This window comes from Agrobacterium sp. CCNWLW32 (genome assembly GCF_037083425.1).
GTDB lineage: Bacteria > Pseudomonadota > Alphaproteobacteria > Rhizobiales > Rhizobiaceae > Agrobacterium > Agrobacterium radiobacter.
In genome coordinates, this window is record NZ_JBAOJM010000013.1 from 43,491 (window position 1) to 65,669 (window position 22,179).

The 22,179-nt window shown below is 57.2% G+C and carries 22 protein-coding genes and 4 pseudogenes; 12 read left to right on the plus strand and 14 right to left on the minus strand.

Annotated features, from left to right (window positions below):
• Window positions 1-72: 72 nt before the first annotated feature.
• From V6R85_RS21480 to V6R85_RS21495, 4 genes are all read left to right on the plus strand, one after another.
• On the plus strand, window positions 73-477 hold the full coding sequence (locus V6R85_RS21480) for a host attachment family protein (protein ID WP_087747433.1): 405 nt from the start codon (window positions 73-75) through the stop codon (window positions 475-477).
• Between the two features lie 368 nt (window positions 478-845).
• A complete protein-coding gene (locus tag V6R85_RS21485) occupies window positions 846-1,157 on the plus strand; it encodes a hypothetical protein (protein WP_162686928.1) in 312 nt (103 codons plus the stop codon).
• 179 nt (window positions 1,158-1,336) lie between these two features.
• Window positions 1,337-1,726 carry a hypothetical protein gene (locus tag V6R85_RS21490; RefSeq protein ID WP_336377185.1) on the plus strand — a complete coding sequence of 130 codons (390 nt, stop codon included), beginning with the start codon at window positions 1,337-1,339 and terminating at the stop codon, window positions 1,724-1,726.
• A 251-nt stretch (window positions 1,727-1,977) separates the two neighbouring features.
• The gene (locus V6R85_RS21495; RefSeq protein WP_087747430.1) at window positions 1,978-2,922 is read left to right on the plus strand and encodes an aromatic alcohol reductase; all 945 of its coding nucleotides are present in this window, start codon (window positions 1,978-1,980) and stop codon (window positions 2,920-2,922) included.
• Window positions 2,923-3,066: 144 nt separating this feature from the next.
• Here the strand turns inward: V6R85_RS21495 and V6R85_RS21500 are convergent, their stop codons facing one another.
• From V6R85_RS21500 to V6R85_RS21525, 6 genes and pseudogenes are all read right to left on the minus strand, one after another.
• Complete coding sequence (locus V6R85_RS21500) at window positions 3,067-3,492, minus strand: winged helix-turn-helix transcriptional regulator (RefSeq protein ID WP_020811848.1); 426 nt, start codon at window positions 3,490-3,492, stop codon at window positions 3,067-3,069.
• Window positions 3,493-3,696: 204 nt separating this feature from the next.
• Window positions 3,697-4,191 carry an AAA family ATPase gene (locus V6R85_RS21505; RefSeq protein ID WP_087747468.1) on the minus strand — a complete coding sequence of 165 codons (495 nt, stop codon included), beginning with the start codon at window positions 4,189-4,191 and terminating at the stop codon, window positions 3,697-3,699.
• Window positions 4,192-4,369: 178 nt separating this feature from the next.
• Entirely contained in the window at window positions 4,370-4,951 is a 582-nt protein-coding gene (locus tag V6R85_RS21510; protein ID WP_020811850.1) for a GNAT family N-acetyltransferase, read from the minus strand.
• A 114-nt stretch (window positions 4,952-5,065) separates the two neighbouring features.
• Window positions 5,066-5,686: pseudogene (locus tag V6R85_RS21515) on the minus strand (tyrosine-type recombinase/integrase).
• Window positions 5,687-5,778: 92 nt separating this feature from the next.
• A complete protein-coding gene (locus V6R85_RS21520; protein WP_087747467.1) occupies window positions 5,779-6,069 on the minus strand; it encodes a hypothetical protein in 291 nt (96 codons plus the stop codon).
• Window positions 6,070-6,899: 830 nt separating this feature from the next.
• A complete protein-coding gene (locus tag V6R85_RS21525; protein ID WP_236772117.1) occupies window positions 6,900-7,625 on the minus strand; it encodes an AraC family transcriptional regulator in 726 nt (241 codons plus the stop codon).
• A 122-nt stretch (window positions 7,626-7,747) separates the two neighbouring features.
• Between V6R85_RS21525 and V6R85_RS21530 the strand changes: the two genes are divergently transcribed.
• Window positions 7,748-8,464 carry a methyltransferase gene (locus V6R85_RS21530; protein WP_112978640.1) on the plus strand — a complete coding sequence of 239 codons (717 nt, stop codon included), beginning with the start codon at window positions 7,748-7,750 and terminating at the stop codon, window positions 8,462-8,464.
• A 335-nt stretch (window positions 8,465-8,799) separates the two neighbouring features.
• On the opposite strand, the gene attM is transcribed toward V6R85_RS21530, so the two are convergent.
• The 3 genes from attM to V6R85_RS21545 are packed head-to-tail and all read right to left on the minus strand — an operon-like array spanning window position 8,800 to window position 12,272.
• A complete protein-coding gene (attM, locus tag V6R85_RS21535) occupies window positions 8,800-9,591 on the minus strand; it encodes an AttM family quorum-quenching N-acyl homoserine lactonase (protein WP_003517310.1) in 792 nt (263 codons plus the stop codon).
• 45 nt (window positions 9,592-9,636) lie between these two features.
• Window positions 9,637-10,797 (minus strand): iron-containing alcohol dehydrogenase, encoded by a 1,161-nt coding sequence (locus V6R85_RS21540; RefSeq protein WP_087747425.1) that lies wholly within the window; start codon window positions 10,795-10,797, stop codon window positions 9,637-9,639.
• Between the two features lie 20 nt (window positions 10,798-10,817).
• A complete protein-coding gene (locus tag V6R85_RS21545; protein WP_112978641.1) occupies window positions 10,818-12,272 on the minus strand; it encodes a succinate-semialdehyde dehydrogenase in 1,455 nt (484 codons plus the stop codon).
• A gap of 55 nt (window positions 12,273-12,327) precedes the next feature.
• On the opposite strand from V6R85_RS21545, the gene blcR reads away from it, so the two are divergent.
• A complete protein-coding gene (gene blcR, locus V6R85_RS21550; RefSeq protein ID WP_080802676.1) occupies window positions 12,328-13,155 on the plus strand; it encodes an IclR family transcriptional regulator BlcR in 828 nt (275 codons plus the stop codon).
• 520 nt (window positions 13,156-13,675) lie between these two features.
• On the opposite strand, the gene V6R85_RS21555 is transcribed toward blcR, so the two are convergent.
• From V6R85_RS21555 to V6R85_RS21565, 3 genes and pseudogenes are all read right to left on the minus strand, one after another.
• Complete coding sequence (locus V6R85_RS21555) at window positions 13,676-14,743, minus strand: lipocalin-like domain-containing protein (RefSeq protein WP_087747421.1); 1,068 nt, start codon at window positions 14,741-14,743, stop codon at window positions 13,676-13,678.
• Window positions 14,733-17,142, minus strand: a pseudogene (locus tag V6R85_RS21560) (ABC transporter permease). Before V6R85_RS21560 ends, V6R85_RS21555 begins: the two are co-directional and overlap by 11 nt.
• Window positions 17,139-17,798 (minus strand): ABC transporter ATP-binding protein, encoded by a 660-nt coding sequence (locus V6R85_RS21565; RefSeq protein ID WP_065660657.1) that lies wholly within the window; start codon window positions 17,796-17,798, stop codon window positions 17,139-17,141. The pseudogene V6R85_RS21560 and the gene V6R85_RS21565 overlap by 4 nt, the downstream one beginning before the upstream one ends.
• Before the next feature lie 243 nt (window positions 17,799-18,041).
• Here V6R85_RS21565 and V6R85_RS21570 point away from each other — a divergent pair, with 243 nt between their 5' ends.
• The 6 genes and pseudogenes from V6R85_RS21570 to V6R85_RS21595 all read left to right on the plus strand — a co-directional run bounded on the left by V6R85_RS21570 (window position 18,042) and on the right by V6R85_RS21595 (window position 20,757).
• A complete protein-coding gene (locus V6R85_RS21570; RefSeq protein WP_129565298.1) occupies window positions 18,042-18,254 on the plus strand; it encodes a hypothetical protein in 213 nt (70 codons plus the stop codon).
• Between the two features lie 94 nt (window positions 18,255-18,348).
• Window positions 18,349-18,735 (plus strand): hypothetical protein, encoded by a 387-nt coding sequence (locus tag V6R85_RS21575; RefSeq protein WP_129565260.1) that lies wholly within the window; start codon window positions 18,349-18,351, stop codon window positions 18,733-18,735.
• Window positions 18,736-18,811: 76 nt separating this feature from the next.
• A pseudogene (locus tag V6R85_RS21580) lies at window positions 18,812-19,006 on the plus strand (ABC transporter substrate-binding protein); the annotation flags it as partial.
• Window positions 19,006-19,614: pseudogene (locus tag V6R85_RS21585) on the plus strand (type IV secretory system conjugative DNA transfer family protein); the annotation flags it as partial. The pseudogenes V6R85_RS21580 and V6R85_RS21585, both read left to right, overlap by 1 nt.
• A gap of 519 nt (window positions 19,615-20,133) precedes the next feature.
• Entirely contained in the window at window positions 20,134-20,445 is a 312-nt protein-coding gene (locus tag V6R85_RS21590; RefSeq protein WP_087747464.1) for a WGR domain-containing protein, read from the plus strand.
• A 33-nt stretch (window positions 20,446-20,478) separates the two neighbouring features.
• Window positions 20,479-20,757 carry an HU family DNA-binding protein gene (locus V6R85_RS21595; protein WP_087747419.1) on the plus strand — a complete coding sequence of 93 codons (279 nt, stop codon included), beginning with the start codon at window positions 20,479-20,481 and terminating at the stop codon, window positions 20,755-20,757.
• Window positions 20,758-20,911: 154 nt separating this feature from the next.
• Here V6R85_RS21595 and V6R85_RS21600 read toward each other — a convergent pair whose 3' ends face one another.
• A complete protein-coding gene (locus V6R85_RS21600) occupies window positions 20,912-21,073 on the minus strand; it encodes a hypothetical protein (RefSeq protein WP_019565695.1) in 162 nt (53 codons plus the stop codon).
• Between the two features lie 318 nt (window positions 21,074-21,391).
• The gene (locus tag V6R85_RS21605; protein WP_087747416.1) at window positions 21,392-21,703 is read right to left on the minus strand and encodes a DUF736 domain-containing protein; all 312 of its coding nucleotides are present in this window, start codon (window positions 21,701-21,703) and stop codon (window positions 21,392-21,394) included.
• Between the last annotated feature and the right edge of the window lie 476 nt (window positions 21,704-22,179).

Consider the following 22,179-nt stretch of genomic DNA (forward strand, 5'->3'; position numbering starts at 1 on the left):
GCGGGGTTATTTTCTGACAGAAACAAGCAGGGTCGGTCATCTGGGCTCGAGCTGCTCACCAAGGAGATCAACATGAACCTTCCGCAGAACACGGTCGTTGCCGTTGCCGATGGCGAAAAGCTTAGCCTTTTTCGGAACGACGGAGATGCGGCGACTGTCAATCTGACAGCGTTGCCCGATCCGGCGATCGACAGCACGAAGATCTCTTCCGGCGCCCGACATTCCAGTAGCTCGGCTAATCCCGACGATAGTCAGCAAGACGAAGACGGGTTTGGTGCAGGTGTTACGGATATGCTGAACAAGCAGGTGCTTGAGGGCAAGATCAAAAGTCTGGTGATTATCGCGGCACCGCGCACACTGGGTGAGATGCGCAAGGGCTACCATAAGTCGTTGTCGGACGTTCTTATTGGAGAACTGGATAAAGATCTGACTGGCCATTCTGTGCAGGATATCGAGAAAGCACTCGCTATCGCTTAAATCCTGCATCTAAACGGCGTGATCGGCCCCGCCATCCCCGGCGGGGTTTTTGCTTGGCGCTCGTTGGGAATGTAGAGAATCGGCAACAATGTAGTGTTGCCAAATTTTGCTAGACTGTTCCTGACAGGAACGACGCCACGACTTTTTGCTTACGTCTTATTTCAGGAGATGGCGGGACTGATCTGAATAGCCGGTACGAAGGCGCAAAGCTGAAGTCACTCCCGAGTTGGTCCAAAGGGGAAAAGAAAGTGGCATGCACTCCGACCGTGAGGGCGACGAGACCACAACTGCGCAAACGCGTTTGAGCGAGGGAACAAACCGGACGAAATATCCGTTGCTCGTCATAATTGTTTATTTGGAGGCGTGTCATGAAACTCAAGCTGGCTCTAAGCGTGATTCTGGGCGTTACCTTCACGGCAGCAGTCGCGGAAGCGCGGACTCAATGGCATCTTTACGGCACGGTTCCGGTGACGGGCGACTACGTACGTGAGATCGCCTATCGGTCAGCACTCGACAGATGCAGTTTGGAATCTTACCCATCATACCACCCCGTCGGTATTTATGCAGGTGCGTATGGCTCTCCCGAAATGCGCAGATGCATGTACCGTATGGGTTTCATCTTGGAAAATGGTGAGCCTCTCGCATACCCCGTGAGGAAGGCGACCTCCCTGTTAAGGTAACAAGACGCCAAAATATGTAAGATTGAAGCGTCTGACAATCACCGTTTCAATCACGATGAACTTGATACGTTTACGGCCCCGGTTCCTCATCAAAGAGGAGCCATTTTGGTTTGTCGAGTGAATCGCGTATTGAAATCCGGCTTCCGAATATCGACTTTCAGGATAACCTGGAGGTCGAAATGATCTACATTGTCATCGCGTTATGCGCGCTCGTCACAGCATTCTTTGCTTGCCGGTACTATGCCGCCAAGATTCTGCTTGTCGAACACGATATTGACAAAGCTATCGCACGGAAATTTGAGTCGAGTGGGAAGGCTATTGAGGTCGCGAAACTTCGAGAAGAAAACGCAGTGATGCGAAACCTTTTGCTCGACCTTCTGGAAAACGAAGTGGCTTTTCCGGTGCAGCAGGCAACGGTATCAGTCGACGACTTATTCAGGTTGAAAGCAACCAAGATCCAAAGGTATCGCGAGATACTGGCCGAATCCCGGCACGTCTTGCAGCAGCGTGAGGCCAGTCGCGTTTCCGGGCTCTCCAGCTCACTTAAGAGTACCGAGCGCAGGATGTAAGGTTCAACACACACTCAGCGAAAAATAGCAAGAAACCGAGCAACGGGGATGACGGAAAAGCCGACGGCAACCCTTATTGCAGCAGAGCGTCTCCTGTTGGCCCAAAGCGGACGAACGACTGTTTCGGAAGACTAATCCGACGGGAACGGCGTCCTTTGATTTTGCCGCAGTATCATCCGTGTACCTTCTTTCTTTCGTGGTCCAGCCTTGCCAAATAGCGGCGACACAGGATTTTCGAAGGATTGAAATCAATGAACAATGCAGTTTCCAACGTGAAGTCACGGAACATTCTCGTGCTTGGTGCCGGGGAACTCGGCATGCCGGTACTACGCAACCTGGCCCGTCGCGCCAAGGACATCGAGGACGCGAAGATCAGCGTTTTGCTGCGCACCAGTGCCGTGGAGTCCGATGTACCGGCTAAGCAGCGCGACATCACTGAAATTCGTGACTTGGGTATCGAGATCGTCCTGGGCGATTTGGTGAAAAGTTCGATTGACGAGTTGGCATCCGTCTTCTCGCAGTACGACACCGTGATCGGCTGCACGGGCTATGCGGCAGGGATCAATACTCCAATGAAGCTCGCCAGGGCGGCGCTGCAGTCCGGTATTCCCCGATATTTCCCTTGGCAGTTCGGTGTCGATTTCGAGGCGATTGGTCGAGGTGGTCCTCAGGATATCTTCGACGCTCAACTCGATGTGCGTGAACTCCTGCGCTCTCAAAGCAAGACCGAATGGGTCATCATCTCCACCGGCATGTTCATGAGCTATCTCTTCGAACCGGAATTCGGCGTCGTTGATCTGGAGAAGAGTACGGTCAACGCGCTCGGAAGCTTCGATACTGCCGTCACGTTGACGACGCCCGACGACATCGGCGTGCTTACCGCTGAAATCGTCTTCTACGAACCCTCCATCAGCAACGAGATCGTCTTTCTGGCGGGCGACACCGTCACCTATGGCGAGCTTGCGGACAAGCTTGAGACAGGTTTGAACCAACCCTTTAGCCGGTCCGAATGGACTGTTCCGGCCCTTATGGAAGAACTGGCAAACGACCCCCAAAACATGATGCGCAAGTACCGTGCAGCCTTTGGTATCGGGCGAGGCATGGCATGGGACAAGGCGGGCACGTTTAACGTGCGCGAAGGCATCAAGGTGACGGATGTGTCCGATTGGATCAACGCGAACCTAAGCAGAAAGTGACGCGGCCTTCAGGGTACGAACCGGCATAAGAAAGCGAAACAGAGGAGCACGGTATGCCCGCGCTCCTCCAGTTAGCCCGCAGCTTCCAATCACTGTCCGTTGACGTCGTGATGACATCCACGGAGGGGCAACGTTTCTCGCCTGTTAGAACGTCTGCCAGGAAGGCTTTTCTGGCGGCCGGGAGTCAAAGTCCTCTCGTGACTTTCGAAACTGCCCGGAATTCTCCACGACCCATGTCCACAACGGAACCATACGAATGAGAAGACCCATTCCAAGTTCTGTCAGTTCGTATTCCACCCGAGGCGGCATCTCGACAAGATCGTGGCGCGTGACGAGGCCATCTCTTTCGAGTTGGCGTAGGGTGCGAGTTAGCATTCGCTGCGTGACGCCGTGCATCCGCCTACCGATATCTGCGTGTCGAAGTCTGCCATAAACGCCGAGGGTATGTATGACGCCGAGCGACCACCTATTTCCTGCGTGGGTGAGAACCTCACGTCTCACCCCGTCTTCGTCCTCGCGAAGGCCATCACAAACCGCTTGAGAATAGCTCAGCATTTCTTCTCTGGTCATTAGTCTTGCCTCCGGGGTGTTCCAGCCGTTTCGTCTTACCAGCCTTCTAACGGCATTTCACCTGTCTCTCCGTGTTGCATACCTCCGGAGGCTCGAGCGGGGATACTGCTTATGGATCGATCGCCGATCGTGAAAAAATGAAAAGCGTCCTGTGCCGATGGCTAAGCATGTCCACACATGGCGCATGGGCGTCATGAGGATTATTCAGAGCAATTTCACGACTTGCGCCACGCTTTCATCGACAGAAAGGAGGAACGTGTCGAGACGTAGATCAGGGGACCACGGCTCGTACTTTCGCTCCTGTATCTGGACCCAGGTTGGATTGGCCCGGCCTTCTATGCCAGGTGATCGTGTCCCGGCCCGATGACGGTGTGTCGTGATGTCGGAGCAGAAAACTTCAACCTCAATGAACTTACAGTCCGTTTCGAACGCGACATTCCTGAAGGCAGCGCGGGTGATTTCGATCGGGTTGACGGAATCGGCGATGACGGTCTGACCCAGCCGCAAATTGTCTGCCGCCAGCCGATAAAGGGCAATGTATCCTGCTGGACCGACATCATGTCCGTCTGCTTGCGCTGAAGAGGTGATGGCTTGTTCTATGGTATCGGCCCGCAGGTAACACGCGCCTATTCGCCGAGCCAGTGCCTGGGCAATCGTACTCTTTCCCGAACCCGGCAGTCCACCGAGAATAATCAGCATCCGCACCTCCCGTAGCTTGAGCGTACTGGATTCCATTTGAATGTCGATGACTGCAAATGGCGCGAAGCGGAAGGCACCAATTATAGCCAAATCGGAACTCGCCTTTTCCCGTCTTAGCGACGCGGAAGGGCCCAGATGCCAGCTACTACGGCTCGGGGCGGTTAAAAAAGAGCGACATTCAGCGACCGTCTTCTTCCCCTAGACGGATGCCAAGGCTTGAAGCGTTTGAAGCCATCGCTCGCGCAGATGGCCACTGATAGCGGACGAAAGCTACGTCCGGATAGCGACTCATCACATTCTGCTTCTGCTCGACTATATGACCATTAAGGCGATCATAGAATCCGCGCGCTGTGTAGTTCTCGCGTATCGTCAGGAGGTGAACTGGCTCTGCCCAGCGTTCTTCTGAAAAACGACTGATGCTTTCGATGAGGAGCCTCGGGCCGAGCCTTTTCCCCTGAAAAGACCGATCCACATAAAGGTTGTGCAGGTAGGTGCCAAAATCCGTCTCCTCATCAAGGGCGAAACATGCAAAACCCGCCAAACCAGAGTGTACCTCGGCTAAAGTGATCACCAGCCTCTCGGGGTCGATAGAAGGAGTAAGGCGTCTTTGCCAGAGCTTAGCCTTCTCTCCAGGCATCACATTCGCCAGATAGTCCTGGGGGAGCAGGCCAGCATAGGCCTCCCTACTTACACGAACGTGGAGGTCGGTAATGGACAGTTGGTCAGTTACTACGGCCTGCCGGAAATTTACAGAGACCACGACAAATCCTTATGCTTCAGCCATTCACGCAACAGATCACTGCGTAGGCAGCACATTGTCAATGACCGGTATTGGCGCGAGAGAGACCACCGGCTATTGCCGATGGTCAAGAACCTATAGCTCGATCTGCTCGGCAATTCTGAGGGCATCATCCACCTCGACGCCGAGATAGCGAACGGTGCTTTCCAGCTTCGTATGACCGAGCAGAATCTGGACGGCCCGGAGGTTACCTGTCTTCTTGTAAATCTGCGCTGCCTTGGTTCGCCTCATGGAGTGGGTGCCGTAGGCGCTGGCATCAAGTCCGATAGACGAGACCCAACGGTGGACAATCCGAGCGTATTGCCTCGTGGACAAATGACGCGACGTCTTCCGACGGCTTGGAAATAGATAGCTGCCGCCGTTCCTTCGAACGAAGGGAAGCCATGCCACGAGCGCGGTCTTCGTCTGCTCCGTCACCTCAAACTGCACGGGTCGCTTCGTCTTCTTCTGGATGATGGTCGCTCGGTCCCGGATCGAACTACCCGATCATAGGTCCTCAACCCTCAGCTTGACCAGGTCGCAAGCGCGGAGCTTGCTGTCGATGGCAAGGTTGAACAGCGCCAGCTCTCGGGTCGCCCCACTCATTTCGAGCCTGACGCGGATCGACCAAACGTTCTTTGGCTGCAGTGGTCGCTTCTGTCCGACCAGAATTCCCTCGTTCCATGGAGAACGATTACGCAGTGCGACGGTATCCATCCCGAATCCTCCGCCACTCCTCCCGCCGCGTCGCCTCCATCAGGCCGACCAATAGTAGCATATCTCGTCGCTACTCGGCCCTATGCGGTCATCTACCTTGCAGGTGCGCCGTACCAATAAATGGACCTCTGCCAAGTATCTGGAGTAAGCACTCCCTCGTCCAACAACCCCGCATATTTTGCCAGTTTTTTAGCAAGGCCGATGTCGATACCTTCATTTTTCGGCGACCCTTCCATCAGCTTCAACAGCACCGCCTCAAAAGGTAATTCCCATTGCCCATAGTCAAATGTTTCTGCCTCACGCAGGAAATCCGAATCCAGCAATGCTGCTACTTGGCCCAGGAAAATGAGATAGTCTGCTGGGCCTGCATCGTCTTTTTTCATGCGGTTGCCCTGTTGTAGAAGACTGTACTTACGCTCAATGGCAGGATCAGCCTGCAAACGCCACTTTTTAACGCATCGTCGCCACGGCAGCTTCCGGTCCCAAGTTGGACAATGCATCGCCTCAAGCGAATGACCGCAAATGGCGCACAGGTGACGTGTTACGCCGCTGCGAAGCGTTGCCTGCTTTCAGGCGCGTCCCATGATAGCCTCTGTGACCGATACGAAGGCGCTTTGCCGACTGGGCGGAGCCGACCCCATTATCACCGTTCACTATGCGGGCTGACTTCCCGGAAGCAATCATCGCGGGGGCCTTAGCTGTAAAGGTAACGACGCATGCAACAGAGGAGCGTTGCCATTTCCGCGTTCTCGCGCAGGTCGATCGCGCGCCTGAAGAGGAGCCGGTGGGTCGCCTCGTCGACGCCATTGGTTAGCTCTCATTCAAAGGTGAACCGATGCGTCTGTGAGAACCGGCTGGTTTAGCGAACGGAAGCTTCCGTGAACTTAATGCGGGCCGAACGACCGATTGAAGCCGCTTTGCCCGCTTGCCAGACCCGATCCCATTGGCCGTTTGGCGCCAGAACGCCAACGCCCAAAAGCTGCCGCGAGCAACTAATCCAAAAGCCTGCCTTGCGCTCCGTCCTTATGCCGCGCTCGCAGCCTCCCCAGGACCTGGTGTGAGAGACATGACGGTCGCCAAATCGAACCTTCCTCAGGGAAACTCTCTGCCAGATCGTGCCACTCGACATGAGCATCGGCGGTCGTGCCCTGGACAGCGGCCTCAGCATTGGCCGAAAGGGCCGAAGCCCTGTAGGGAATTAAGATCCTCTGCCTCATGGTCGGGGTTTACTCTGGACCGGCGGTAAGCCGAACTTGCGGGAATAGGCGCGGGAAAATGCGGCGGCGCTGCCGAAGCCGACCCCGGCGGCGACCGATTTGACACTTCGTCCGGCGCGCAGTTCTGCTCGTCCGAGCGCCAGGCGCCAGCCATTGAGGTAGGCGATAGGCGACTGGGCAACGGTTTGCGTGAAGGTGGAAATGAATTGTCCGCGCGACATATCCGCTATGGCGGCAAGGTCCGCAATCCGCCAATTTCGCGCCGGATTGTCATGTATGGCCACAAGGCTGGGATGCAGTCCGGGGTGCGCCAGACCCGCCAGTAATCCCGCATCGACCGTGCCGATCGCTATTGCCTTGCGGATCGCAAGCACGACGATGATCTCGCATAGACGCGCCTCGATAGTACCGCCACCGCAGCGGGCGACCTCGACCTCGGCCACCATCAGTTGACACAAACCGCGCAATTCCGGTTCGTTGGCCAGTGAAAGGCACAATTCGTCTGGCAGTGCACCGACCAACGGATTGGCACTACCGCCAAAATCCACTGTGGCGCCGGCGCATATAGCTGCGCCATCCGGCAGCGACGCCGTGGATCTGGCGCGATAAAGCAGATGGGTCGGTTCACCTGCGCCATGGACATTGATGATCAGGAGGTTAGCGGCTTCAGCACAATCGCAACGTGATGCGCCAAGATGAAAGGCTTTCAGGAAAGCCGTCAACCGATCATGTTTTCGCCCGGAATCTGAACTTTCAATCATGTATTTCCTCCCTTTCCTGATCGCAAATCTTGTATCCTCCTTGGGCGAAGCACGCCAGCACGTCTAAACAGACAAGAGACAGCATGACACAGGATTCTGCAGCCAAATTTGACGCCTCCCGCGCAGGGGAATACGCACGACAAAGTAGGATAGCGCTGGCCGGATATGACGCCTGCCACGAGCTTTCCGCCTGCATGCTGTCTGCAGCTCTGGGCGAAGGAACAGCGGCACGGGTGCTGGTTGTCGGGGCTGGCGGTACGGCGGGCGAAATCATCGCCGCCGCTCGGCTGGAACCGCAATGGTCCTTTGTCGCCGTCGATCCTTCAGCACCGATGCTCAACCTTGCACGCGATCATCTGGTCAGGGCCGAAGTGTCTGACCGGGTGGAGACCGTCCTCGGAACCGTCTCCGATCTGGATAGAGCTCCATCGTTTGACGCTGCAATCATGATCGGCGTGCTGCACCATTTGCCAGGGAACGACGCAAAGCAGGATGTTCTGGCGCAGATTGCAATGCAGCTGTATCCTGACGCGCCCCTGATTGTGGCGGGGAATTATCGGTCGTATGCGTCTCAGCCCCTGCTCATGGCAGCCTGGGCAGCACGCTGGCGTATGAACGGCGCCGGGCCTGAAGAGGTCCAGGCCAAAATGGGCAAGATTCTGCAGGATGCGGAGCCACCCCGATCGGAAGACGAGGTCATTTCGTTGCTGGAGGGCGTTGGTTTCAACGAACCGCTTCGGTTTTTTGCAAGCCTGTTTTGGGGAGCATGGCTTGCCCGACACGTGGGGAACGCTAAGTGAGCGCCATAATCTGCTCGATTTGCAGACAGTTTGGATCAAAGAGACAAGTTCACTCTAAGCCATCCGGTATTGGCAAATTGTCAGCCCGAACCCCGATGGCTCAACGTAACGCCGGGGCGAAAAACGTCGTATAAGCACACTCGCGCAGCTAGAGGATAGCTTTCAGGCACTTGAAGCGACAACGCGAGCGACCTGAACGAAGGCGTATATCCGGAAAAGGCCGATGCGCCGAAATACAAGGTCCCGCTCGGCTCGGTGCCCTTGGCTCATATGATAAAAATCGGCGAGGCTGCATGCAACCTCGCCGTATCTGGCCGTTGACTTGCGCGTTCTATTTACGCGTAAAATTCGGGAGCCTTCTTGAAGTTCGCCCAGGCGTCAGGGTCATGGCCGGTGACGACTGTTGCATCATGCTTTTCGGCATAGGTGCGGAGCTTCTGAACAGAACGGACCGTGTCAACGGTCGAGGCAAGGAAGCCAGGCAAAGCCTTCTCTTCCCAGTGGTCCAGTGTGTAGGCAGCATCGATCGTCAGGAGAAGCGGTTTGCTGTTTGGCAGGCGCACCAGGAAGGACTGGTGGCCGGGTGCATGACCGGGCGTGAAGATCGTGGTGAGCGTGCCGTCGCCGTAAACGTCGTAATAATCGTCCTGCGTACCGTTGAGGAACTGCCACTTCAGGCCCGGCTTGTCGAAGTCCTTACGGATATAGCCGCCGCCAGCAAACCAGTCGGGCGTAAAGGCATACTCATATTCAGAGCGCTGCACGATGTGGGTTGCGTTGGGGAAGCGACCGATGGCGCCGGTATGATCGAGATGCAGGTGCGACTGCACAACATATTTGACATCGGCCGGATCGAAACCAAGCGCCTTGATCTGGTCAACGCAGCCCTGGTCCTTGTCCAGCACTGGCCAATAGACATCGCAGATGCCGCCCCAATGGCCACGCGGATCCGTTGCAACTTCAATCGCGTTGCCGCCGTCGATCACGGTGTGCCCAGCCGGATGGGTAATCAGGAAAAACGGAACGGGGATCTCGTAGTCCGCACCGTTCCCCTGGTTCATCTTGATATTGTGTACCTTGCATTTCAGCGTACCCGACTGAAGCATGTAAAGTCTGATATCGGTCACTCGTTTTCCTCCCTTGGGACTGAAGATATTGCTGTAAGAAATGGGTCAGAACGCCTCGCGATAGAGCGCAAGCGCATCCTCTTCGCGGACTTCGACCGGATTATTGACCAACAGACGGCTCTGTTTCATTGCGTCGGACGCAAGCATGGCGAGCGTGTTGTCCGTCACGCCGACATCGCGCAAACGCCGCGGCGCGCCGCTCTCGTCCATCAGCGTTTCCATATGCTGAACGAACGCATCCGAACGGGTTGCCGCATCCCCTTCACCCGGAACACCCAGCACGTCGGCAAGCTCCGCATAAAGCGACGCTGCAGCCTTCGCGTTAAAGCGTAAAACCGGCCCCAGCATCAGGGCATTGGAAAGCCCGTGTGGCACGTGATAATGGCCGCCCAGCGGATAAGCGAGCGCGTGGACGGCGGCCACCGGTGAGTTGGCGAAAGCCTGACCAGCCAATGTCGCACCCAACAGCATGCCTTCACGGGCTTTCCGGTCGGCCCCGTTCCTGCAGGCGGCGATCAGGTTTGCACCGAGCAGACGCAGTGCCTCGCGCGCCAAAGCATCTGACAGCGGGTTCTTCTTGTGTTTGCTGGTGTAAGCCTCGATGGCATGCACCATGGCATCGATGCCGGTGGCAGCCGTATGGACCTGCGGCAGTCCCACCGTCAGTTCAGCATCCAGAAGAACGAAATCAGCGTAAAGCTGCGGGGAAACGACCCCCATCTTGGTGGTTTCGCCCGTGGTGATGATCGAGATGTTCGTGACTTCCGAACCTGTACCGGCCGTGGTCGGCACCAGCACGAGCGGCAGGCGTGATCCCTTAACGTTTCCGATCCCGTACATGTCGGCAAGCGTCTGGTCGGAAACCAGAAGGACAGCCACGAGCTTGGCGATGTCGAGCGATGAGCCCCCGCCAAGACCAATAACGATATCGACGCCGATCTGCCTTGCGGACTCGACGCAGTCGGCAACGATGTGCTCTGGCGGATCAGCAACGACCTTGTCGAAGATCGTGACGTCAAAGCCGCTGGCCGCAAGAGCGTCAGCAATCGGCTTGATGAGGCCGGCCTTGATGAGACCTGCATCGGTAATCAGCAGCGCCTTGCGCGCCTGAAACCTGCCGGAAAGAATCTCTCCGAGGCGCTGGGCGCCACCCCAGGCAACCTGCATGGAGGGAACGGTGCGGAATTCGAAAGGGTTGATGGTCATCTGATCCTCCCAGCGTGATCTCAGCCGATGGCCGAGCACAGGTATTTGATTTCAAGATATTCATCGATGCCGTAGTGCGAGCCTTCGCGGCCCAAGCCGGACTGCTTCACGCCACCGAAAGGTGCGACTTCGTTGGAGATGAGGCCTGTATTGTGGCCCACCATGCCGTATTCGAGCGCTTCTGCGACACGCCATGTCCGGCGGACATTCTCGGTGTAGAAATAGGCCGCCAGACCAAATTCGGTGTCGTTCGCCATGGCGACCGCTTCGTCTTCCGTCCCGAACCGAAAGAGCGGGGCGACGGGTCCAAAGGTCTCCTCACGGGCAACCTTCATGGCCTGGGTTGCACCAGTCAGAACCGTTGGTTCGTAAAATGTGCCTCCAAGAGCATGGCGCTTTCCACCGGTGACGATCTTTGCTCCCTTGCCAAGGGCATCAGCAACGTGATCCTCGACCTTTACCACGGCATCCTGGTCGATCAGTGGACCGATCAGAACACCAGGTTCCGTGCCCTCGCCGACGGACAGGCTTTCGACCCTTTTGACCAGCTTTTCCGCGAATGCGTCGTAAACACCATCCTGGACATAGATCCGGTTGGAGCACACGCAGGTCTGTCCGGCATTGCGGTATTTCGAAACGATCGCGCCTTCAACGGCCGCATCCAGATCGGCATCATCAAAGACGATGAACGGCGCATTGCCACCAAGTTCCAGCGACAGTTTCTTGATCGTCGGGGCCGATTGCGCCATCAGCAGACGACCGACTTCAGTCGATCCGGTAAAGGAGATCTTTCGCACCGTGTCGCTTTCGGTAAATACCTTGCCGATATCGCGTGCGGCGCCCGTAACCACCTGGAAGACACCGGCGGGAACGCCCGCTTCTTCGGCGAGAACACCCAGAGCAAGTGCGGTGAGTGGCGTCTGTTCAGCCGGTTTGACGATCATCGTGCACCCTGCGGCAAGTGCCGGGGCCGCCTTGCGGGTGATCATCGCGGCCGGGAAGTTCCATGGCGTGATCGCGGCGCAGACACCGATCGGCTGCTTCAGGATGGTAATGCGCTTGTCCGTGGTCGGCGAAGGAATGGTATCACCATAAACACGTTTGGCTTCCTCCGCGAACCATTCCACGAAAGATGCCGCATAAAGGGCTTCGCCCTTTGCTTCCGCAAACGGCTTTCCCTGCTCGGCAGTCATCAACGCACCAAGATCGTCAGCGTTCGCCACCATGAGATCAAACCATCGACGCAATATGGCAGCGCGGTCCTTCGCAGCCCGGCGGCTCCACTCGGAAAATGCCTTGCCTGCTGACTCGACTGCAGCTTCAATCTCATCTGCCGACAAGGAAGGAACGTGGCCGATGATCATCGAGTTGGCGGGATTTTCCACCGCAATCGTCTTGCCATCCGCAGCTTTCAGCCAGCGACCATTCACCAGGCAGGCATCGCGCAACAGCGCCGCATTTTTTAGCTTGATCATCGACCTCTCCCGCACTAGAGTTCAACTAATTGAACTTGAATCATTAGACTGAACTATGGGCCAAAGGGGCCAAGTGTGTCAAGGAAGGTGCATGGCTGAAGATCAACAATCGTCGCAAATATCAGACACTGTACCGGCACTCAGACGCGCCGTGCGTATTCTGGATCTTGTGGCAGGTTCCCCGCGGGACCTCACAGCAGCCGAGCTGACACGATTTCTGGATTTGCCCAAAAGCAGCGCGCATGGCTTGCTAGCGGTGATGACTGAGCTTGATCTTCTGGCGCGATCTGCCGATGGAACCCTGCGTATTGGACCTCACTCGCTCAGATGGGCGAACGGTTTTCTATCGCACCTCGATATCGTATCGACATTCAACGACCATCTCGCCCAGCGCCACGACCTCGATCCCTACACGGTGACCCTCACCGTCCGCGAGGGTGGCGAAGTCGTTTACATCGGCTGTCGCAACTCGGCCCAGCCGCTTGGACACACGTTTCGGATCGGTATGCGTCTGCCGGCGCCATTTACGGCCACCGGGAAGATCCTCCTGTCCGATCTCGGGCCCGGTGAATTGAGGATGCTGTTCTCTCAGTTTCCACAGCCTCTGACATCAAGGAGCGTTGCTGGCCTTTCGCAGCTTGAAGAGGAACTGGCTTTGACGCGCGCTCGCGGCTACTCCATCGACGATGGTCAGATCCGCGAAGGTATGCTTTGCATTGGGGCGGCCATACGCGATTACTCGGGAGCCGCATCTGCCGGCATTGCAATCAGTCTGATCCGCAGCGAAGCCAGCGACGAAAAAATCGCTAGCCTTGGTGAGGAGCTTCGCACCACTGCCAACGCGCTTTCTGAAAAGCTTGGGTACCGATCGCAGAAAGACTAGTCGTAACCCGTAGCGGTATAGACGATGCCGACCAGCCCAGCTTTGCTGTATGCGCCAGTGCACCGATACCCCAGGTAGCCCCCTGTCCCGAGTACGGCTGCGCCGAGCGCAGTTCCGGATCGAAAACAAAAAAATACATCGTGATGTGTTGAGCGCCAAGGGAAGGGACCTCGGTCCGGAGATGCACGATCCACCGCCCTACCTGATGCCCAACTGGAACGAAGCCGAACAATCGGTTGTCATCACAGGTCATGGACCTCCGCTACGGTGCGAAAACCTGCGTGCGCGTCTCCACGAACTTGCCAATAATTTCTCAGCAATTGCAGTGCCAGAAGGCAGACCGGAGGTTCTCGACCCGGGGAAACCTGGCAAGAGTGAAAACGACGCTTATCGTTAGATCAAGGAACTCAAGACGACTCCTTCGGAGCCTGTCCGGGATGTCGCGCCGGCCCGGATAAGGCGGCGTCTATAAGCTCAGGCCCTGCTCCAGCCGATATCTCGGCAAACGCAGTTGAACTGGCTAATATCCGGTCATCTCCAGATAACCTTGTCCTGACGTGCTTCTATCAAACTCTATTGGCCCCTCCCAGTAGGGGGTTGACGTCGCCATCCAGGCTTTCTCGTTCAGGGGCTTCGTTTTTATGTCGAGGCCACGGCTGGGTATCTTCACGCTCCATTCGACCGGAATGCTCTTGCCGTTGATATCCGCGGTCCGCAACGGACTGAGCAAGACGTCTTTCGGATCGACGGGAGACGGCCTGCCATCGGCGGAAATCCAGTTGCCGGAGATGTAGCCGCTTTTGTCGTCACGTAGACGGAAGGCCATGAGTTTTTCGCCGGATGCAAGGTGAAGGGAAAACCAGTCCCATCCCGTCTGGCTCGAGGCTAGCGGTTGCGACGACCATTCCCGATCGAGCCACGCCTCGCCCGTTACCTCATGGGTTTCACCATCAAGAAAGACGCTGCCGCTGACACGGTAGAATGGCTGGGAGTAATAATAGCTTGCCTGGCCCTTTGCCGATTTAACGGAGTAGCCCTTGTCCCCCTGACGCACCAAAGGCCCGTGGGCCTGAAGTTTCAGACGATATCGGAAGCTCTCGCCATTGGCGTTCAAATCGATCTGATCGAGGTCGTCCCGTGCATTGCCAATTCCTGCCTTCATTTGCCAATTGTCAATCCAGGCGTCGAAGGGTTCGCCTTTGACCCTCGCCTGTCCCACGCCTCCCCGCGCCAGCCGTTCGGCAACATGGTGACGGCTGGCAGTCGTCACGGCTGCGTGGCCAATCCAAATTTGAGGGTCGGGCCATCCGGGGCGCTCCACAGGTTCAAGCGCAGAACGGAAAAGTGTCCATTGGACGCCCATGCGCTGTCCATCGGCCGTCTGCAGATTTGCAGTGACGTACCACCACTCGATCCTGAAATCCGGATGCGGCTTGTGGTCTTTTGGAAAGACGAGTTCAACGCCTCGTGTGGGAATGCTGAAGCCTTCGGCATTTGACCCGAGGCCCGCAAAGCCTTGCCCCATGACCGGCGTGGGCAAAGAAGTGCATGAAGCGCAAAGGAGCAGGAGGACGGCTTTAGCGTTCACTGGCGAATATCCTCAGAAGATCGGCCGGCGCGGTTTTAGCAAGCCTTCGAACAGGGATCAGGACCGAAATGATGGCGGCGAACAGCGCAACAAGACCCAGCCTCAGCCAGTCCAGCGGAAACAGGATCAGCGGCAGTCGCCATCCGAAAGCCTCCACATTGATGATTGCCAGCAGAACCCAGGCCAGTCCCAGCCCGACAGGGATGGCGGCAATGAAGCTCACAAGCCATAACGCAAGAGTTCGCAGAACTTCCAGCATCGCAAGGTCGCGGCGACGAAGTCCAAGTGCCCAGACAGGAGCAAGCTGCGGCAATCGAAGCGAAGCGAGCGTAAGCTGGCTCGAAAACATGGCAAAACCCGCCACCGCGAGCGTGAGCACATTACGCGCGCCGGTGACGGCAAACGTCTGTTCGAAGATTGCAGCAGACTGCCGTTTCAGCGAGGCCTGGTCGACAATATTGGCTTCGGGCAGGCCGAACTCAGTCATGAGGCGTTGTCTGAAGCCCGCAACCTCCTGTGGCTCCATGCGAAGGCCGTATCTCAGCTTTTCCACGTCCGGGTAGTGCTGGACGAGGGCATCAAGACCAATGATGATTTCGCCCCTCGGATTGCCATAGTCGGAAAACACCCCGGCGACGCGGGCTTTCCAGCCACCTGGCATTTCTATCTCTGCGCCGGGCGACGCCTTGCCTGACCTCCAGAACTGTTCGTTGACCAGTGCACCCTTCCCCGCTTGCAATCTCGTCCCATGTTGCGGGCCCGCCCGAAATCAACGGCCAATGATCCCTGTATGTCGCATCGTCAGCGACGCCAAAGATGCGGACCTTCTGCCCCGAAATTTCCCCTTCCGTGCTCCAGATGGGTAGAACCGCCCTTGCATGGTGTGGAAACCACTGCCGCAGACGCGCAGCTTCAGCCTCGTCACGGGCCGTCACATAGACCTCTGCGGCCAGGCGCTGATCGAGCCATCCCACAAAGGTTTGCCTGAAGCTTGAGACCATGGTGCCGACCCCGATATTGGCCGACAAAGCGAGCAGCAATGCCATCAGCGCCAGGGAAAGACCCGGCAGTTGCTGGCGCGTATCGGCGAAAAACCAGCGGGTCAGTCCGTGTCCGGAGATGTGTTCCGCCACTCTCATGCCCAGTGCCAGCAAGGTTGGAAGAATGAGTGCAGCACCCAGAAGAAGCGCTGCAAGCACTGCGAAACCTGAAATGAGCCCGCCGCCCAGCAGGACAAGCGAGCCAGATACAAAAAGCAGAACCAACCCGGCGGCCGCCTGATGGAGGAGGCTTTTCGTGGACACCATCGCCCACGCCCTGCCCTGTGCCGTGGACAGTATCGGCATCCGCCAGACGCGGAGGAGATGTTGAAGCGAGGAGAGCCCGGTCCCCACCAGCGCCATTGCAAGGCCGGCGATCCACCATTCAGGCCGCAGCGAGAGTGAACCGGCAACACTGGCCCCGTAAAGACCACGCAGGGTCGCGGCCACGCCCGGCAATAGAGCCGATGCGACAACGTAGCCGACAACAATGCCGAGCGCTCCCGATACCAGTGCAAAGAGCGCGGTTTCGATAACCAGCATCACGGTTAAGGAGCGAAGCGAGACCCCGAGCGACCGCATGGTCCTGAACGTGCCACGCCGTTGCTCGAACGACAGGCCCGTTGCGGAATACACGATGAAGAGACCGACAACGAAGGCAAGAAAACCAAAAGCCGTCAGGTTGAGATGAAAACTGTCCGTGAGGCTTGCGACATCGGGCCTGCTTCTTGCCTGTTCGAGTGAAAGTTCAGGGGCTATGTTTCCGATCGTCGGAAGATCGGGGTCTTGCGATGGCGAAACGATAAGCCGGCTCAGTTCACCATTGCGTTTCAACATGCGGTCAGCCGTGGAAATATCGACAAATGCTGCGCCGTCGGGGAGATCCGCTCGTGCCTTAATGGTAAGGCCAGAGGTATCTTTCAATGTGGCAGCCGTTGCAGCAGAAACGATCATCTGTCCCGGCGTCTGGATGAATTCCACCAGCCCGGACGGATCAGATGGTGCAGGCACCATTCCGTCGGACGGCATGGTCAGGGGGTCGATGCCGATAAGCCTGATACGCGTCGTACCAAACCTGTAATCGCCTTCAATGATCGGAGAGACGTGCAAACCTGCCCTTCGAAGCCGGGCATATGTTTGCGAGGAAATTCTGCCGCCGTCCTTTGCCACCAGTTGATCCAGCTGGTTTTGCGCCAGGACCGAGGCCGCCGGGTCATAACTTGCTCTGGCTTCGGCATTGATTGCCTGGACCGCGCACCAGAGGCCGGTTGCAAGCGTGACGCCGACAATGAGGGTGAGAAGCTGAAGCGGTCGGTAGCGCCAGTGTGAGAGCAGCGCCCGGAAGGCGGTCCAGTTCATTGCGAAACCTTCCCGCCGCTCAGCGCGATACGCCGATCGAGTTTTACCGCCAGCCGGCTGGAATGGGTCACCAGGAGGAGTGTGATCTGCGCGGACTTTGTCAGTCTCAACATAATATCGATGACGATATCAGCCGTCGCCTCGTCGAGATTACCTGTCGGCTCATCGGCAAGAATGAGGGGCGGTCTTGCCGCAAGCGTACGTCCGATCGCCACCCTTTGCTGCTGACCGCCGGAGAGCTGTTCGGGATAGCGTGCAAGCAGCTCTCCGATCCCCAGCGCCTCGACCAGGCTTTTTTCCCAGACCGGGTCGAAACGGCCCGCCAGCCGGGCGTGAAACGAGATATTGGATCCGACATCGAGGCTCGGAATGAGATTGAACTGCTGGAAGATTAAGCCCACCTCCCGGCGTCGGAAGCTCGCTCGACCGGCCTCGTCGAGATCGGTTATTTTCCGACCCCTCACCGTGATGATGCCACTGTCGGGCAAATCAAGGCCGCCGGCCAGATGCAAAAGCGTACTCTTTCCACTGCCGGATTCCCCCGTCAGGGCAAGACTTTCGCCGGCTTCAAGTGAAAGGTCGACGCCGTTCAGGACGGGGATATTGCCTTCGGCTGTCTGGTAGGATTTCTTGATGCCGGAAAGTGAAAGGACCATGGCTCTTCGATCTCTGCTTCGTCCTATATGGACCGATATGCTGGCGGATCTCAACCGGTTTAGATACCGATATTCCACGCGCAGCCTAAACGACCGCACCGTTTCTGCCTGTAAAGTCGCCTTCCCCTCTGGCGTCTCCCCCCTCCCGTTCCGAGCGTGAGATGGCACCCGACACAAAAAACACTCGCCGTAGCCTTCCGACAGTCATGGCGGCTCTTGGGGGGCCGGATTGACCGACGAGCTATGATCAACGTGACGGTTTATATCGCAGCGCCTTCGATCATTTCTGAGCCGGGCAAAAGTGAGCGGCGTGGCGATGAAGGCTGCCGAGGCAAAATTTCCTCAAAACTTAGGAGTATCCATGTCAGTCACGGGCATCCGATCACGTTGGCTCACATGACAGGCGCATACAGGCTTCACCCTGTTGAAGAATTGTCCTATGCTGTGGAAACATGACAGGCGGTGTGCATCCGGACGGCGAGGGTCGCCAAGGCAGTGTCCGGCCACAAGCAACTTCTAAACTCGGCCGGACTCTCATTGGAGAGTCGTCATGTCGGAACAATCTTTTGCAACGCCGTCCTTGCCGTTCGTACGTGTAGAAACCTGCGACGGAATACACGCCGCTGTCGCCTTTGAGGTGATGCGTGATCACTATGGGGTTTATGCTGCGACAGCCGCGGCATGGTGCGCCATAGAAGCACGTGGCGACGATAAGGATGACCATTATCGTTTCTGGTTTGGTCTTTTTTGCGATCTTCGCAAGGCGTCCCCGGTCTTCTCTCTTCAGTTGCCACCAGCCTTCAAAATTCCAGGAATTTCTGAGCGCTCCGGAATTCCGTCCGCGGAGAACAGGTGTGACTGCCTCTCGGTGCTGCTCAAATCCCGACATGTCGGAAACGCAATTATTCGCGAAATACGATCAATAATAAAAAACTAATATTGGATTTGGCGCGGCAGCGTAGCCAATGTCTGCCAGCAAATTGCGAAAAATCAATCCATTACGAGGGCGAACGATGAAACGTGGAATCCTGTTTGTTACATTTGTAGCAGCAACCGGCCTGGTCAGATCTGCAGACGCAGAGCAGTTGATCGTCAACAGCTACGGTGGACCTTACGAAGATATCATCCGGGATCGGATCATCGAGCCCTTCGAAAAAGAATTCGGCGTGAAGGTTATCTACGACGCGGTTGGATCCGCGTCGCAGGAATCAATATCCCCGCATCGATCCTGCGGTCCTATCCCGGTATCGGTCGGGTGATCATCGGCTCGCTGATCAACGCGATGATCGAAGCGGATGGTGCGTTCACGAGGCGAGCGTTGTTCATTTTGGACGAAGTCGATCTGCTTGGCTACATGCGCGTGCTTGAAGAGGCACGCGATCGCGGTCGCAAGTATGGCGTTAGCATGATGCTGATGTACCAGTCCGTCGGGCAACTGGAACGGCACTTCGGAAAAGACGGTGCGGTGTCGTGGATCGACGGCTGCGCTTTCGCGAGTTACGCCGCGATCAAGGCACTGGATACCGCCCGCAACGTCTCTGCCCAATGTGGAGAAATGACTGTCGAAGTCAAAGGCCGTTCTCGCAATCTCGGCTGGGGTACGAAAAACAGCGCATCGCGGAAATCAGAAAACATCAATTTCCAGCGCCGCCCGTTGATAATGCCGCACGAAATCACCCAATCGATGCGCAAGGACGAGCAGATCATTATCGTCCAGGGCCATAGTCCGATCCGCTGCGGGCGGGCGATCTATTTCAGGCGGAAGGACATGGATATACAGGCCAGGCCCAACAGGTTCGCCAAGCTGCGACCTTGACGGCTCAGGCGTTTTCTTGCGGACCGTATTCGGCTTCTATTGGCCATTTCGTTGCCTTCATCAGCGCCATTCCTGCGTCGATCATCTTTCGCTCTTTGATCAGGTCGTTGTATCTCATTGAAGGATGAGCATGGACACCGCAGCATTGACGATGTGCTCACTAAACCCGCCCTAAAGCCTCTCCAGCGTAGATGACAGCTGCTCCTGTATCGTAGTCGTCGCGGTCGCCACCTCCTCAATGGATGCCATTTGATCCTCCTTTTTGGAAAACATGCGATGCCTGAACATGGACCGACTGACGATTGGAAGCGAAGACAGCTCGCCATCTGATTTACCGGCTGTGCTCACCTCAACGATCGCGCCCGGGCGTATCGTTCAGACCGGGAAGCTTGATCCCGTGAGGATGATCGGACACTGCCGAAACCGCAACAGGCATCCATCACAGAAATGAATCGGAAGCGACCTTTCGATTCATAAGTCTCGTTGGACCAGATCGCGAGCATCGCCGATCATGCGGGGATGGGAACACACCACTACCAGCTTTATTGCCAGAGGATCGATGCCAACAGGAACATGGCCCGATATTACGCGCTTGCGATCCGGCCAACCCTTTTTGGCGAAATAGCCGTCGTGCGAAGCTGGGGACGGATCGGCAAGGCTGGCGGGGAGATGACCGAGGTGTTCGGCAATGAGAATGATGCGATATCGCGCTTTCTCGAACTGGTACTGCAGAAGCGCAAAAGGGGCTATCAACCGGCAAGAAACTGTGGAAACCCCTGCAGGAGCGCCACTCTAAAGACATCGCCGCATGACAACGTAACGATCGCCTGAAAGGGTTTTCCCGTCTTTAACGAGGAAACCGTCATGACCACAACCAATGAAATCGCCGAAAAGATCGCATCCGAACAGAACCTGACCAAAGCCAAGGCGAAATCGATCGTCGAAACCGTCTTCGCGTCGATCACGACGGCAGCCACGTCCGGAGCGGAAACATCTATCCCCGGATTCGGCAAGTTCAAGATCAAGGATACCCCGGAGCGTGAGGCTCGCAATCCGGCAACCGGCGCCACCATCAAGGTTGCCGCTGCGAAGAAGCTTATGTTCCAGCCCGCCAAAGCACTGAAAGATGTGCTGAACAAGTGAGCCGCACCGCGGCAAGCGAGGTTGTCAGGGGGAGCCGCCAAAGCGGCTCCCGGCGGCGGAGTATCATTGGCGCTGCTTGCCTTGACGCTTAAAGCTGATCCCGATCTCGATGGCAATCGGACGATGGTGGCAGCATTGCGGGTGTATGCCGCCCTCAGAAGGGCGGCACGGCGTCAACGGAACCGTCCTGCTCGGCCATGATAACGGCCAGTTCCGCCAGCGCCAGTTCCAGCTCCGCTGCGATCTGGCGACGCTCGTCCGGGTGGCAATGGTTCATCTCGGCGCGCAGTTCTTCGATATGTTGTTCCAGCAGCATCGTCATCCCTTGACGTTTGAGAAAGATGTCGCCGCCGGGCGTGAGGAAAGGACGGGGTCAGGGATCGCGTCGGCGACCGCCAGAGGCGGCGAGCGGGGTGCCGGGTTTGTTGGAGCGCAGGGAACCGGAGCGGAAGCAAAATCGGGGGGCCACGCGAAGTCCTTGAGGCCGGCATTTGCTCACGGCACGATTGGTCACTCTGAGCAGCCCCACCTTTCCGCATCGCGGCCGGAAGGAGGAAGCGGGCTCGATGCCCGGTTCCTCCCTGATTTGAGCAAGGGAAAAGCCCCGCCGCTTCCGGCAGGGCTTCGTCTTTGGTCAGGCGTCGCGCTTCGGGCGGTTCCAGACCAACGTGTAGTCGCCTTCCTTCTCGGTCGGCCAAAGTGCCGCGTTGATCGGGGCTGGAAAGCTCGGATCGTCGAGCTTTACCGAGATGTAGGGCTCTCCGTCGCCGGAAACCTGGCTCCAGGCCGCGCCGACTTCGGCCGCTCCGGACATGATCCGGAAGTCGGGAGCGTCGCGGGATGTGCGTTCGATCGGGTTCAGGCGGGCCTTCATGGAGACCGTCAGAGTGCGTACGTGGCCGAGGATGGTGTTGCCGTTGGTGGTGAATTCGCCGATGACTGCCATTGTCGTGATCCTTTCGGTTTGATCGGGCCGCGACCATCGCGTCCTCGATGACTGTCGATTTGATCGGGGACGATCGGACCGCATCCCCAGGGACCGGAACGCAATGGAGGGCGGCGGGAGACGGCTTTCTTGGACCGCGAGGAATGCGAACGCAGGTCGCAGGGGAAGAAAGGGGGCGATGCCGTTGCGGATGAACGATCGAGGCGCAGCCGCTCTTCGATCAGACATGTCAAATCGAGGCCGCGTTGGCCGTGCCCACTTGCTATGCCCGAATGGATGGCAACAATGGCCAGATCGATCGTTTGGGAATTTGCCGGGCCAATGCGACAAGTCCGGGGAGCGTTGCCGAACTTTCCGTCTCGATGGCGGCTCCGGTTTTCGATCGGGCACATGTCGCCCATGCTTGCTCGTATCCGCAAGAATGACCTGTTGCTGATGCAGGACGCATTAGGGCCAGTCGCAGCAAAACTGGCTCG